The organism is Bacillus sp. G402, from assembly GCF_051172515.1.
Lineage (GTDB): Bacteria > Bacillota > Bacilli > Bacillales > Bacillaceae > Bacillus > Bacillus altitudinis.
In genome coordinates, this window is record NZ_JBPIZC010000002.1 from 853,417 (window position 1) to 866,867 (window position 13,451).

Consider the following 13,451-nt stretch of genomic DNA (forward strand, 5'->3'; position numbering starts at 1 on the left):
AAGCACCTCCAAATGTTAGACTGTGTCTAATATATGGGGTGCACTTCACTGATGAAAAGGCGGTTTTTTGACATTAGATACTCTTTGAATATGCCACTAGACGCTGAGACATATGATTCACTTCATCAACTGAAGCGTTCACTTGCTCTGTCAAAGCAGCCTGTGTTTGCGTAAGAGCTGTCATATTGGAGATATTTTCAAGAATTTGATCGATTTGTGTTTTCATTTCAGTTAAACTAGATTCGATATTTTCTGTCGCATTGGCACTATGAAGCGCTAGCTTACGCACTTCATCGGCAACGACTGAGAAACCGCGGCCCTGCTCGCCTGCTCTTGCCGCTTCAATTGCGGCATTCAAACCAAGCAGATTCGTTTGGTTTGCCACTTCTTTGATCAAGTCTGAAATGTTCTTCGTCTCATCTGCACTGTTTTTCGCCAGATTAGCAGCAGACGTTGACTGCTCTTGGGCGACAGCAAGCTCTTGTGCTTGGTTTGTCACAGAACTGATGCCAGATACCATTTCACTAATAGAACTTGAAAGCTGCTCTACTTGGGAAGCCATTTCATTGGCTGTTTTTTCTTTATTTTTTTCTAACGTAATATCACGAATCGTTCCTGCAACACGTAAAGGGACACCCTTCTCATCACGAATGGTTTCACCGCCCGCATGATACCAGCGGTACTCGCCATTTTTACTCTGCAATCTATAATCAATGTCAAATGGCGTACGGCCAGAGTGGTCATTTAAGTGATCCGAAAAGGCTTGGAGAGCCGATTCTTTATCTTCAGGGTGCAAACGATCACTCCAGCTACTCAACACGTTCGGGAAATCTTTTTCATCTGTAAAACCAAGCGTTTTTCTAAACTGTGGAGACCACCAGAATTCATTGTTTGGATTGACAGAATCACCAGCCTCTACAACCATATCCCAAGGAGCTTCCACAAGCGCACGGTTGATCAAGTCATATCTTGTCACGAATGCTTGTAGCTCTTCTTCTTTCAATTTCTGATCATGAATATCAAAAAGAGCCCCTGCCACACGAAGAGGTACCCCATTTCGATCTCGAATCGTCGTTCCAGTTGCTTTGAACCAGCGATACTCGCCATTTTTCAACATCAGACGATATTCGATATCATACGGTGTACGGCCAGAATGATCCAATAAATGCGTAGATAATGCATTCAAAGTGTATTCCTGCTCATCTGGATGAATTCGAGATGCCCAGCTGTCTAAGACATTCGGAAAATCGTTTTCATTTTGAAAACCTAGCATTCTGCGGAAATCATCTGTCCAGGTAAATTCGTTTTTTCGATTCACAGGATCTCCTGCTACAACCGTCATATCCCATAGACCCACTTGAATGGCTTTTGTCACTAAATTCATACGCATATGAATATCTTCTTGCGCTTCTTGCATCTTTTGTAACGCTTCATTTATTTGAGCCACTGCTTCTATTGTTTGACTAGAAGAGAATGCAGCAGTATCAATTCTGGCTGAAAAATCTCCCTTCTCAATTCGTTCAACTAATTGACTGCTTTCACTTAGAAGGGCTCCCGACGATGAATCACTTGCTTTTCTCATAAACATCTTCAATAACTCCTTTCATTCTTCCATACTTTTTTGAAATATTTTACAGTTATAAACAATTCTTTATTAGGACTTTAGTAACACAAAAGATATATCGACAAAAACTGAAAATTGTTTATGTCAGAATGAAGGCAAATGATCATTTTTTCACGAAGTTTCAGATTTTGGGGATGGGTCATGGAAAGGATTTATGGAAGAAAACGGCTCATTTGATAGAATCAACCGCCTATTTTGTCTGAAAAATCTCTTTTTTTATATTGACACTGGCCTCTCGAAAAAAGAAAATGGAACATAAGCATTTTAAAAAAGGAGAACGTCATGAGCGCGAATCAGGAACAACACGAATTAAAAAAGCTTTTATCGCCGCGTCATATTCGCATGATTGCGATGGGCGGGGTCATTGGTACAGGAATCTTTAAAGGAAGTGCCGATACAATCGGCTTAGCAGGTCCTGGAGTTATCTTTTCCTATGTATTTGCTGGATTGCTTCTTCTCATTGTCATGGCGGCTTTAGCTGAAATGGCCATCGTCTACCCGGGGAACAACCTTCGCGACCTCATACAGATTGCGCTTGGTCAACGTTTTTCATTTGTTGTCGGATGGGTTTACTGTTTTATGTGGCTCACTGTATGTGTCATTGAAATCATTGCAGCGGGGAGTTTACTTCAATATTGGATGCCAAACGTACCTTTATGGTCTTTATGTTTACTTTGCTCACTCTTAGTCATCGGAATTAATTTAAATAATGTAAAATACTTCGGTGAAATTGAGTTTTGGTTCGCTGGAATGAAGATTTTCGTTATTATTGTGTTTATTATTCTCGGTGCTGCATTATTATTTGGAATCATTCCGAGCGAACAAAGCACGCCTGTTCTCACCAATTACCAAAACTTTGTGCCGAACGGATGGGGTGCTGTCTTTGCCTCATTATTAGTGGTGATCTTCTCGTATGGAGGCTCTGAATTGATCGGGCTGACCATTACAGAAACAAAGGATGCAGAAAAGGTGTTACCTGGTGTTGTCAAAAGTATGATGTGGCGCATCATCTTGTTTTACACACTGCCGATTTTGATTATTTGTGGACTCATTCCTTGGAATCAAATTGATCCGAATAACAGTCCTTTTGTCCAAGTCTTTTCAGCAGCTGGCATGCAGGGGGCATCTCACTTCATTAATTTCGTCTTAATTACAGCCGTTCTATCTGCCGCCAACTCTGGTATTTACGGCACGACGAGAATGATTCATTCTCTATCTAAATCAGACGGCGGTCCAAAAAAGCTGGCACAGGTCAACAAAAGAGGTGTACCTATTTTAAGTTTATGGGTGACCGTTCTGTTTCTTTTAATCGGAACATTCTTTGCTTACTTGTACCCAGATCAAATTTTCAGCTATATGCTGGCTATTCCTGGTTTTGCGGTTTCTCTTATTTGGATCAGCATCTGTCTGGCTCATTTGAAACTGCGTCCAAGATATCCGCAGGAGCCGTATTTCAAAGTATGGTTATTTCCGTATTTCACTTTATTTGCTGGTCTTGTACTCAGTGTCAGTTTTGTTCTGTTCCTATTCAGACCAGAGAACTTACCTAGCTCGATTATCAGTATCGGTTTCTTAGCAGCCGCCATCATTGCTTCATTCTTAATGAAAAAGAAAGCTTAGAAACGCAAGCAAAGCCCGCCTCAATGGCGGGTATCAAATTGTTGACAAGGGCTAAAATGAACTTGATTTTAGCCCTTTGTCTTCTTTTCAGCGTGATAGAAAACCTTTGCAGCCCTAGGAAGGACGAGTACTGGCGCGGAGCGAATTTGACATTCGTGAGCACCAGCGCGCAGGAATGACACCGAATGCGAGGGTTTGTCTACACGCTGAAACCCGCCTCAGTGGCGGGTTTTTTCATGAGCAGCTGCTGCGACTTCGAAATCAACAGACGCTTTTGGGATGCCGTTGATGATGATGGTTAATGTATGAATGCCCTCATAGTGCTTTCTCGTTGTCATATTTTGAAACGACTGTGACCGGACAAATTCTCTATGCAGCGCCGATCCTGTTTCAAATTCTGTGATTTTAAATACCTTTTGATTGCGTGTACCACGAGCTTTCACGTAATCAATGGCATACTCTACGCGCAGCTTTAATGGCTTATCAACCTGAAGAATAAAATGGAAGGTCAGCTTCTCTCCAATACGAACGGGGGCTTGCGTCACCTTCAAATCCGTTACTTGGATAGACGGATCATCTCCATAGCCAAATAAAGCCATGATATCTGGATCGCCTTTTTTCAATAACGTACGGGATGCATGTTTGACAATCCAGTTTGTATGTTCATTGGTTCCATACCAGCTTTTGACCATTTGCTTCATGAGGTCTGGCTGAATTGCAGAAATATCATTTAAATGATTCGCTACACTTTTTTGCACATACTTGGCCGAATCTGACTTCAAATTTTCTAAAATGGGCAGCGTGACAGAAGGGTCCTTTTTCAGCGCAGGGACGGATAATCCCCACGGCAAACGAGGCCTGCATCCTTCACTAGCGAGACGGCGAATATGTTCATTTTGATCCTGTGACCACACAAGCATCTGCGCCAGCATTTTCTCTTGATCTTGAATGAGAAAAGGTCGAACGGCAAATTCAGCAGTGGAAAACGGTGTAAAGAATTCAAGTGCTTTGATCGAGATATCCCAATGGTCAACACCATATGTCTCGACGTAGTCTGGAAATACAAGCGCACTGAGCCCTGTAAAATGCGGTGCTGTCTGACGCAGTACATCGATTGCCTTCTCATAATCCACAGGCAGACAGGCGTGCATCGATTCAGTCACTCTTCTCATTCGTCCTTTTAACTCCAGCTGCTCCCAATCCTCTTGAAACACGAGCTGCTGAAAGTGATCAGCATCAAATACAGTTGACGCTTGCGCCAGTTTTTCTGCTAAATGTTGAATAAATGGTTCATTATATACATGTTTTAAAGGTTCGATCGTGTCCGCCTCCCATAGCTCAATATCATTATTTTATCCTAAATTGTCAAAAGCGGCATAACAACAAGCTAAAACAGCCCAATTCCGAAGGATTGAGCTGTTGTGCCGTTATATAAACATATTAATGATCATAATAAATGCAATGGCGCTAACGGAAATGATGGTCTCCATAGCCGTCCAAGTCAAGAACGTCTCTTTGATGGTCATACCAAAATACTCTTTGATCAGCCAAAAACCAGAGTCATTGACATGAGACAAAATCAGTGAACCCGCTCCTGTTGCTAAAACAAGCAGCTCTCTGCTCACATCCGGCATGGATGCAGCGATTGGGGCTACAATTCCGGCCGCTGTCATCATGGATACTGTAGCTGATCCTGTTGCCACACGAATAACCGCAGCAATCAGCCAGCTAAGTAAAATCGGTGAGATTGGGGAGTGTTTGGCTAAATCAGCAATATAATCCCCAACGCCTGAATCGATCAGTACATTATTGAACGCTCCGCCTGCACCAATCACAAGCAGAATGGAAGCGATCGGTCCCAAACAATCGTTACTGAATGACAGCACTCGGTCACGGCTCATCCCTTGTATAAAGCCAAGACTAAAGAAAGAATACACTGTCGCAATCAATAAAGCTGTTATGGGATCTCCAATGTACTTGAACATCTGATACCACATACTATCCTCTGGCAAAATAATGTCCGCCAACGTGGCAAGCAACATAAGAATGACCGGCACCAAAATGGTAAACATCGTATTCGCAAAACCAGGAAGCTTCCGATCAGCATGTCGTTCCGTGAATTGCTTTCTGAGCAGCTCTGGAACTGGTTTATGTATTCGCTTTCCAATCCACTTACCATACAACGGTCCAGCAATAATAGCTGTTGGCAAACCGACGATGATTGAAAAGAAAATCGTTTTCCCCACGTTGGCATGATAGATGCCTACTGCTGCCATTGCAGCTGGATGAGGCGGGACTAACCCATGCACAACAGACAAGCCTGCGATTAATGAAATCCCAATCGTCACAAGCGAAATGCCCGTTTCAATCGCAATGGTAAAGAGTAAAGGAATGAGAAGAACAAATCCGACCTGGAAAAAGACAGGTATCCCCACGATAAAGGCTACAAACATCATCGCCCAATGCACATTCTTCGTCCCAAAACGACTGATGAGTGTTTGAGCGATCCGCTCAGCGCCCCCTGACTCGGCCATCATTTTCCCAAGCATGGTCCCAAGCGCTAGCACTATCGCCAGTAATGATAACGTGTTCCCTAATCCCGTTTTAATCGATTGAATGATTTCCTGTAAATCCATTCCTGTAGCAAAACCTACTAGCATAGAGGTAATAATCAAACTCACAAACGGATTCAACTTAGCGACTGTAATGAGAATGAGTAAAAGGACAATCGCCGCAATCACAATGAATAAAAGCATGTTCTCCCACCTTTTCCCCGATGTTTAACGATTTTGTTTTAATTGCAACGCACTAATGACATCAAATTCATCCTTCAGTTTGTCATAGAGACGCTCATATAAATAAAATAGCTCTATATATGTTTCGTTGTTCTCCATATTTGGTTCATGGCGAGCAGAAATACGAATCCATTCCTGTACTTCTTCTATCTCTTCCATATGACCTAAACTATGAAGTGCAAGGACAGCCGCCCCAAGTGCGGAAGCCTCGTAGCTTTCTGGAACGAGCACTTCTCTGCCCATCGTATCCGCCAAAATCTGCCTCCATAGCGGGGATCTCGCAAATCCACCAGAAGCCCGGACATCCTTCGCTGGACCTGTTAAATCTCTTAGTGCCACACCGATCGAGAAAACACTCATAATGACGCCTTCTAACACGGCTCTAATAAAGTGCTCGCGCTTATGCTGAAGACCAATCCCGAAGAACGTGCCTCTTGCGTTTGGATTCCAATAAGGTGCACGCTCACCTGTTAAAAATGGTAGAAACAGCAGTCCTTCTGAGCCAGCTGGAACCTTCTCTGCAATATCAATCATCAGATCGTAAGGGTCTACACTTAGACGCTTCGCTACCTCCACCTCTGACGACCCAAATTCATCCTTCAGCCATCTCAGCATAATCCCGCCGTTATTGGTCGGTCCTCCGACTACCCAGTGCTTGTCCGTCAATGCATAGCAAAATGTTCTTGATTGCTCATCTGTAATCGGCTGATCTACGACTGTACGTACTGCACCACTTGTCCCAATCGTGACTGCTACCTCACCTTTGCCAATCGCACCAACACCAAGATTCGCTAGGACACCGTCATTCGCACCCACAACAAATGGTGTATCTTCTTCAATGCCCATTCGCAGCGCAATTTCTGGCTGAAGCCCACGCAGCTGATGCGTCGTTGGAACAAGTTCAGACAGCTGATTCACCTGAATTCCTGCAATACGTAGGGCCTCCTCGTCCCATTGAAGCGTTTCCAATCGGAACAGTCCTGTTGCTGATGCAATTGAATAATCGACCACATACTGACCGAAGAAATGATAAAGAACATACTCTTTGATGGAAATGAATTTTGCTGCCTGATTGAAGACGTCAGGTGTCATTTCCTTGATCCATCGTATTTTTGAAAGCGGTGACATTGGATGGATCGGTGTTCCGGTTCTTTTATAAATTTGAAAGCCATCTAAGTCCGTTATGATTCGTTTCGCTTGTTCTGCACTTCTGTTATCAGCCCAAATGATACTGTTTGTTAATGCTTTTCCATTCTCATCCATGACGATTAAGGAATGCATCGCCGTACTAATTCCCACACCTATGAGGTTTTTTGCATCAAATGCTGCTTTCGTCAATGCGCCTCTTACACTCGCAATCACAGCATCTAAAATATGTTCAGGGTTCTGCTCAACCCATGCTGGCTGGGGGTGAATGAGGTCATAAGGAACAGAATGCTTTGATATGACTTTCCCCTGTGGTCCAAATAGAACCGCCTTTGTACTTGTTGTTCCAATATCCAAACCAATTACCGCCTGGTTTCCCTTCATCTGTATCACGCCCAATCATTGATTTGAAATAAAGTGTCGTGGTGCCGGTGTACCTGATAAATCCCATTATAGGAATATTTTTTTCGACATTCAACGATCAAAAAGAAAATAATTTTCATTTAAAACCTTAGAATCGTTACCACAACAGCATTTTTCACTAATAGAAAAATTTATTTTTGAAACCATTACACTCTTTTTTGAGAGATGGTTTCTCTCATTTGCTTTAAGTTTGTTAATGTTTCCTGCTGCCTTAAATGTGCAAGCGCAAAATATAGCACATCAATCACAGTAAGCTGGGCAAGCCTAGCAGACATCGCTTCCGTTCGGAAAGCCGTTTCTTGCGTTGATGTATACAGCGTGACATCTGCAAGCTGACTCAATGGAGAACGCTGATAGCTTGTAATGCCAATGGTTTTCGCTCCTTTTTCCTTGGCTGTTTTCATCGCATCCAGTAAATCCTTATTTCGACCAGAATGAGATATACCAAGCACTGTGCTCTTTTGATCAAGCAGACCTGCCGACATCGCTTGAAAGTGAGAATCTGTATGAACAATACAGTTGATGCCTGTTCTCATAAATTTGTGGAAAGCATCTGTGGCGATGAGGCCAGACCCACCACTGCCATAAAACTCTAAGCGCTCTGCCCCATGGATTAATTGTACGGCTTTTTCTACATCTTCTGGATTCAACAATTGAAAACTATCCTTTAATGCAGTGATGTTTGCCTGAAATACCTTTTGCATAAAAACGGCAGTATCATCGTCAAGACTCATCTCTTCATCTACATAATCAGGCTTCGTTTGGTCTATTTCCTGGGCAATAGCAATCTTCAAATCTTGATACCCCTCAAATCCAAGCCTTTTACAAAGACGAAATATCGTTGCCTCTGAGCTCGCTGTCTTTTTGGCAAGCTCGACAATCGACAAATGGATGATGTCGCGGGGCTCACTTGTAATGTGCTCAGCAATTGCTTTCAGTTTTGGCGGCAATCCTCTGCTTGCTGCCCTTATCTTATCCATACTACTTAAACTGACAGAAGCCAATTGACTTCACTCCTTCCTCATTCATGTGAGCGCATACATTTCCTCATGTTCCCATCTTATAAAAAAGAAGCCTGTTTGCACAGACTTCTTTTTTAAGAATTCAAGACTTTGATCATTAAATCAAAAAACCCTTCAGCATCTACATCCATACACACTCGAAGATTGCGATCTTTTCCCCATTGGTGCTGAAAATCACATATCATTTGACCATCGCAGAACTCACTCTTCGTCTCCACTTCTACATGAAAAGCCTGTGTATTCACAAGTTGTTTATCAATTGCAAGACTTACAGCAAGCGGATCATGCATGGCACATGCCCACACCCCATTCCGCTCAAAATAGCGCTGGCGGTAAATGCTTGTGCTCTCTCTGATATAACTGGCTAACGTTTCATTTTGAATGGCATTAATTCTCTCATCCGTTAACAAGACCTGTCTTGTGACATCCAGCCCTACTTGAGTCAATGAAGGGAAACCAGCCTCCAGCACCAATTTCGCCGCTTCTGGATCTGCATATGTATTAAATTCCGCAACCGGTGTGACATTTCCCTGTCCCTTCACGACACCCCCCATAAAAATGACTTCTTTCACATGATGGATCAGCTCAGGGCATTTTTTTACCGCAAGGGCTAAATTCGTTAACGGCCCTGTCAACACGAGCGTAACCTGCTTCGAATACTTCAGCACTTGGTCAATGATAAAATCAGGCGCAAAACCTTCATCTGCGGTCTTCTTAGGCCGGGCGTCCTTTAAAGCGCCGCCAATTCCATCCTCCCCATGCACCCGATGTTCATAATGAGGAGCTCTCAAAAGAGGCGTTACTGCACCTTTGATGACAGGGATCTCCTCTGCCTCAACCAGCTCAAGCACTTTACACGTATTCAACGTAGCCGCTTCAACAGACACATTCCCGCACACCGTTGTGATCCCCAACATATCAAACCGCTTACTTTTCACTGCAAGCAAAATACCAATCGCATCATCAATTCCAGTGTCTACATCCAAGATCAATTTCTTTTTATTTGCCATGTTTGAAAACTCTCCCTTGTTTGTAAGTGTTGTTAGGGGAATGATAGCATATTACTTTGGTCATCGTTTTTTAAAGAACATACGGCTAACGGATATTTTTCACTCTTTTTCTCCAATGTCTCTCAGATACTGTTCAAGTTCCTCCTTAGTAAAACTTTTAAGGTAATTTTCTTTCACTTCCGGCTCATCTTTATATTCTTCCCAATCTATAAAGCGGTCTGATAAATCAGGGTCATAACTCATTGAACCTATTTTTTTAGCTCTATATTGTAAAGAAGCTGAGAAACCGTACTTTTCCGGTTCATCATTTATATATCCTCTAATTACAATGTAGCCCATCGGATCAATAGTTACTCTTTTCTTAAACGTTATGGTCTTAATAAAGTGATGGATGTCTTCTTTGCGTAAACATTCTTCTATTTTAGGCTTCATTTTTTCTGCAAGCTCTTCTGCTTTTTCTTGATCGCTCTTTTCTTTTACCACATCATTTGGTTTACTTTGCTTATTGTGCTGAGTGATTAACGAAGTCACTGAGACAATGATGATAACGACCAAAACAGATACAAGTTTTAAAGTATTTTTCATACAACGCAACACTCCTTACAATCAATACTTCTCAATTAATGATAATAAAAAAATAAAACAGGTGAGTAGACACCTGCTTCACTCTTTTTCTCCAATGTCCTTTAGATATTGCTCTCGTTCTTTTTCAGAGAGTCGTTTAAGATAGTTTTCCTTTAATTCTGGTTCATCTTTAAATTTATCCCAATTTTTAAAACGATATGACAACTCAGGATCATAACTCATTGAACCTATTTTTTTAGCTCTATATTGTAAAGAAGCTGAAAATCCGTACTTCTCCGGTTCATTATTTATATAGCCATCGATTATAATATCCCCCATAGGATTGATGGTCACTTCTTTTTCAAACGTTATGGTTTTGATAAAGTGATGAATATCTCTTTTGTGTAAGTGCTCTTCAACCTTAGGTTTCATCTTCTTTGCAAAATCTTCTGCTTTTTCCTGATCACTTTTCTCTTCCACTACTTCATCTGACAGACTCTTATTAATGTACTCTACAATAAAAACAGTTACTGAAATGATGACGGCCACAATTATAATAGAAAACTTCATTGTATTTCTCATAAAAAGCAAAACTCCTTAATGGATTTTTAATCCATCGACTAATGAAATTGACAAAATAAAAAACAGGTAGGTGATTACCTGCTTTATTATTTTTCTCCAATATCTTTAAGATACTGTTCACGTTCTTTTTCGGAGAGTCTTTTAAGATAGTTTTCCTTTAGTTCAGGTTCATCTTTGAATTTATCCCAGTCTTTAAATCGATAAGATAATTCAGGAGAAAAAGTCATGGTACCTACTTCCTTAGATCGATATTCTAATGATGCAGAGAAGTCATACTTTTCTGGGTTACCATTAATATATCCTCTAATTATTATATAACCCATTGGATTAACATTTACTCCCTTATCGAACGTAATGGTTTTAATAAAGTTGTGAATATCTATTTTATGTAAACGTTCCTCTACTTTCGGTTTCATTTCTTCTGCGAATTCTTTTGCTTGTTTTAAATCGTTCTTCTCTTTCACGATTGTTTCACCTTCTGATTCATTCAATTTTTTTTCTTTATCTTTTTGAAAAACAAGTGATAATACTAGAATAAAAACGATAGTAATCAAAACAATCAGTACAACCTTAAATGTATTTTTCACAAAAATTATCCCACCTTTTAAATATTCAATCGATAGGTTTTTATACCTTTTTTTATAGATATTTATCATACAATATCTTATAATATACATGATAATTATTACAGGAGTGTAAATGTTGACCAAAAATTATGCAATTAATCAACTTAGCGATAAAGAATATAATGAAATATCATCAGCATCTTATGATATCTTCAACTATGAAAATTCTAAAGATATACACTTGAAAAATGGTAAAATAATGTATGTTGTTGACCACCAAGAAACAAAAAAAGGTCTTAACTCACTAACCCTTGTATCAGAAGAAGATTTTGAGCGCTCCGATGGAGGAAAAGACCTCACCAAAATCAAAAACGCCGTCATCGCCTACCGCGGGTCAGAACCGATTGGCGCAGGCCAATATAAAGATACCATTAAAAAACATGGAAAAAAAGAGTCAGATGATCTTCTTTCTACCATTTTGACAATGCTGCCTCCTTTTAGCCAGTCAGAGACGTCAAAGAAAGTGACGACGAAGATGACGACAGGGACAACGACCTATACAAATGAGATTGTACAAGATTGGTTGATTTCAGATACGAAGTATTTGATTAAAAATATCCCTTTTGAACACGGCGCAGAGAATCAAATGGTGCAAGCGGACCGGTATGCGAAAGAGATCCATAAGAAAATGCCGAATGCGAAGATGTATGTGACAGGGCATTCACTTGGCGGGTCAAATGCTTCTTATGTTCTTGTCAAAAATGATTTTATTAAAGGCGGGGTCACCTTTGAGAATCCGAATATTTACCCAAATCTATCGGATGGTCTGCAAGCCAAAGCATTAAAAGGTGATTACCGCAATAGATTAACAGAATATATCAATCTCAATGACGGGCTATCTCTCTTAAATCGTCATACGACAGAAATCGGTCGTGTGAAAGTGATGTATGATGCCGCTTTACCTGAAGGCGTCGATTACACTGAGGACTCCTCAAAAGCCGTCCAATTTATGAAAAATCTCCTCAATCGGGCAATGAGTGTGAATCCTTCACTTGATGCGAATTTATTTCTTGAAGCCCTCGCCGGCAGCCATGGCTTAGACCGGTATTCCTTTTCGTCAGATGGCTCCGTTCAAACCATTGATGATATGTTGAGAAAAAACCCTTCTCTCACTGCCGCCATGTTACATCAATTGAGCCAATCAAATGTTCACCCGCAAAGTGTGGTAGCGATTTTAATCAAGTCGCATGTTCTTATGAACACAGGTCGTGCATTCTCCACATATGCCGAGCACCATATGCAGCAAATCATTCGTAAAATTGAGAAACTCGATGACAAAGTGGATCAATCGGTGGAACGCGTTCGTTCAAGATACAAACAAATTGTCGGTTTTGGTTCGTATGACCAGCTGACGGCTTCAGATGTGGATGCTGTCATTCGCCACTTAAAAACAGAGGGTCTTGAAAATGAGTTCTATTCGGTCAAAAAGTATGATGCAGCGATTGATCATGCGATGGATATGAAAAGGTGGATGGACTCAATATCAGATGATATGAGCCAGCTAGGAAAACAATACCACGATGCAGATACAACCCTTGCCAAGAATATGGGGATTTCTTAAGGAGTACGACAAATGGAATTTTCAAAGAAACAACCAACAGACGCAGATCGTTTTTTGCAGAGAGTCACAGATACGCATACATCTAGCTCCATCTTCTCTCAAGCAAACTTTAACACGGAAGACATGACACCAGCAGAGCTAGCTGCTTTGAAGGCAAAGATCAAAGAAGAACAGAAAACAGCGCTGATTAGAGCCATCCGGCATCAACTTCAAAATGAATTTGCAGAGGATCGCCAAGAAGCCAAAAAAATAGTAGATCTGATTGATGACCTTCTGATTAACGTGTACAAACATCAAAGGAACATCCAAACCCATATGTCAGGTGAAGCCATTGACGCCTTAATCGAAAAAATCGAAAAAAGACTCACATTTTTTGAGCTGAAAGAAGATGTTCAATCCGCCATCGACTCGATCGGCATTTAAATGAACCTTCTATCCGGTGAATCTTTTCCCTGTCTCACTCGTATATACTAAAAGA

12 protein-coding genes are annotated in these 13,451 nt (G+C 41.1%); 3 read left to right on the forward strand and 9 right to left on the reverse strand.

The window, feature by feature from the left end; translation table 11 throughout:
• Window positions 1-73: 73 nt before the first annotated feature.
• The gene (locus ACSBQP_RS12980) at window positions 74-1,588 is read right to left on the reverse strand and encodes a methyl-accepting chemotaxis protein (protein WP_217816553.1); all 1,515 of its coding nucleotides are present in this window, start codon (window positions 1,586-1,588) and stop codon (window positions 74-76) included.
• Between the two features lie 318 nt (window positions 1,589-1,906).
• On the opposite strand from ACSBQP_RS12980, the gene ACSBQP_RS12985 reads away from it, so the two are divergent.
• A complete protein-coding gene (locus ACSBQP_RS12985) occupies window positions 1,907-3,244 on the forward strand; it encodes an amino acid permease (protein ID WP_007498042.1) in 1,338 nt (445 codons plus the stop codon).
• 218 nt (window positions 3,245-3,462) lie between these two features.
• On the opposite strand, the gene ACSBQP_RS12990 is transcribed toward ACSBQP_RS12985, so the two are convergent.
• From ACSBQP_RS12990 to ACSBQP_RS13025, 8 genes are all read right to left on the reverse strand, one after another.
• The gene (locus ACSBQP_RS12990) at window positions 3,463-4,563 is read right to left on the reverse strand and encodes a DNA alkylation repair protein (RefSeq protein WP_435028500.1); all 1,101 of its coding nucleotides are present in this window, start codon (window positions 4,561-4,563) and stop codon (window positions 3,463-3,465) included.
• Between the two features lie 108 nt (window positions 4,564-4,671).
• Window positions 4,672-6,000 (reverse strand): GntP family permease, encoded by a 1,329-nt coding sequence (locus ACSBQP_RS12995; RefSeq protein ID WP_008347326.1) that lies wholly within the window; start codon window positions 5,998-6,000, stop codon window positions 4,672-4,674.
• 24 nt (window positions 6,001-6,024) lie between these two features.
• Window positions 6,025-7,569: a gluconokinase gene (gene gntK, locus ACSBQP_RS13000; RefSeq protein WP_435028470.1), complete on the reverse strand. Its 1,545-nt coding sequence runs from the start codon at window positions 7,567-7,569 to the stop codon at window positions 6,025-6,027.
• Window positions 7,570-7,754: 185 nt separating this feature from the next.
• Entirely contained in the window at window positions 7,755-8,588 is an 834-nt protein-coding gene (locus ACSBQP_RS13005; RefSeq protein WP_224564671.1) for a MurR/RpiR family transcriptional regulator, read from the reverse strand.
• Between the two features lie 116 nt (window positions 8,589-8,704).
• The gene (locus tag ACSBQP_RS13010) at window positions 8,705-9,640 is read right to left on the reverse strand and encodes a nucleoside hydrolase (RefSeq protein ID WP_435028471.1); all 936 of its coding nucleotides are present in this window, start codon (window positions 9,638-9,640) and stop codon (window positions 8,705-8,707) included.
• 99 nt (window positions 9,641-9,739) lie between these two features.
• A complete protein-coding gene (locus ACSBQP_RS13015) occupies window positions 9,740-10,225 on the reverse strand; it encodes a DUF1433 domain-containing protein (protein WP_331833264.1) in 486 nt (161 codons plus the stop codon).
• Window positions 10,226-10,303: 78 nt separating this feature from the next.
• Window positions 10,304-10,786, reverse strand: a complete 483-nt coding sequence (locus ACSBQP_RS13020; RefSeq protein WP_435028472.1) for a DUF1433 domain-containing protein — start codon at window positions 10,784-10,786, stop codon at window positions 10,304-10,306.
• Window positions 10,787-10,872: 86 nt separating this feature from the next.
• Entirely contained in the window at window positions 10,873-11,373 is a 501-nt protein-coding gene (locus ACSBQP_RS13025; RefSeq protein ID WP_058213427.1) for a DUF1433 domain-containing protein, read from the reverse strand.
• Between the two features lie 115 nt (window positions 11,374-11,488).
• Between ACSBQP_RS13025 and ACSBQP_RS13030 the strand changes: the two genes are divergently transcribed.
• Complete coding sequence (locus ACSBQP_RS13030; RefSeq protein WP_331833261.1) at window positions 11,489-12,973, forward strand: lipase family protein; 1,485 nt, start codon at window positions 11,489-11,491, stop codon at window positions 12,971-12,973.
• A 12-nt stretch (window positions 12,974-12,985) separates the two neighbouring features.
• Complete coding sequence (locus ACSBQP_RS13035) at window positions 12,986-13,396, forward strand: hypothetical protein (RefSeq protein WP_024720438.1); 411 nt, start codon at window positions 12,986-12,988, stop codon at window positions 13,394-13,396.
• Window positions 13,397-13,451: the final 55 nt, after the last annotated feature.

Excerpts from the sequence above, each read along its gene's own strand:
- ACSBQP_RS12980 (WP_217816553.1), bottom strand. The coding sequence starts at position 1,588 with ATGTTTATGAGAAAAGCAAGTGATTCATCGTCGGGAGCCCTTCTAAGT.
- ACSBQP_RS12985 (WP_007498042.1), top strand. The coding sequence starts at position 1,907 with ATGAGCGCGAATCAGGAACAACACGAATTAAAAAAGCTTTTATCGCCG.
- ACSBQP_RS12995 (WP_008347326.1), bottom strand. The coding sequence starts at position 6,000 with ATGCTTTTATTCATTGTGATTGCGGCGATTGTCCTTTTACTCATTCTC.
- gntK (WP_435028470.1), bottom strand. The coding sequence starts at position 7,569 with ATGAAGGGAAACCAGGCGGTAATTGGTTTGGATATTGGAACAACAAGT.
- ACSBQP_RS13005 (WP_224564671.1), bottom strand. The coding sequence starts at position 8,588 with ATGGATAAGATAAGGGCAGCAAGCAGAGGATTGCCGCCAAAACTGAAA.
- ACSBQP_RS13010 (WP_435028471.1), bottom strand. The coding sequence starts at position 9,640 with ATGGCAAATAAAAAGAAATTGATCTTGGATGTAGACACTGGAATTGAT.
- ACSBQP_RS13015 (WP_331833264.1), bottom strand. The coding sequence starts at position 10,225 with ATGAAAAATACTTTAAAACTTGTATCTGTTTTGGTCGTTATCATCATT.
- ACSBQP_RS13020 (WP_435028472.1), bottom strand. The coding sequence starts at position 10,786 with ATGAGAAATACAATGAAGTTTTCTATTATAATTGTGGCCGTCATCATT.
- ACSBQP_RS13035 (WP_024720438.1), top strand. The coding sequence starts at position 12,986 with ATGGAATTTTCAAAGAAACAACCAACAGACGCAGATCGTTTTTTGCAG.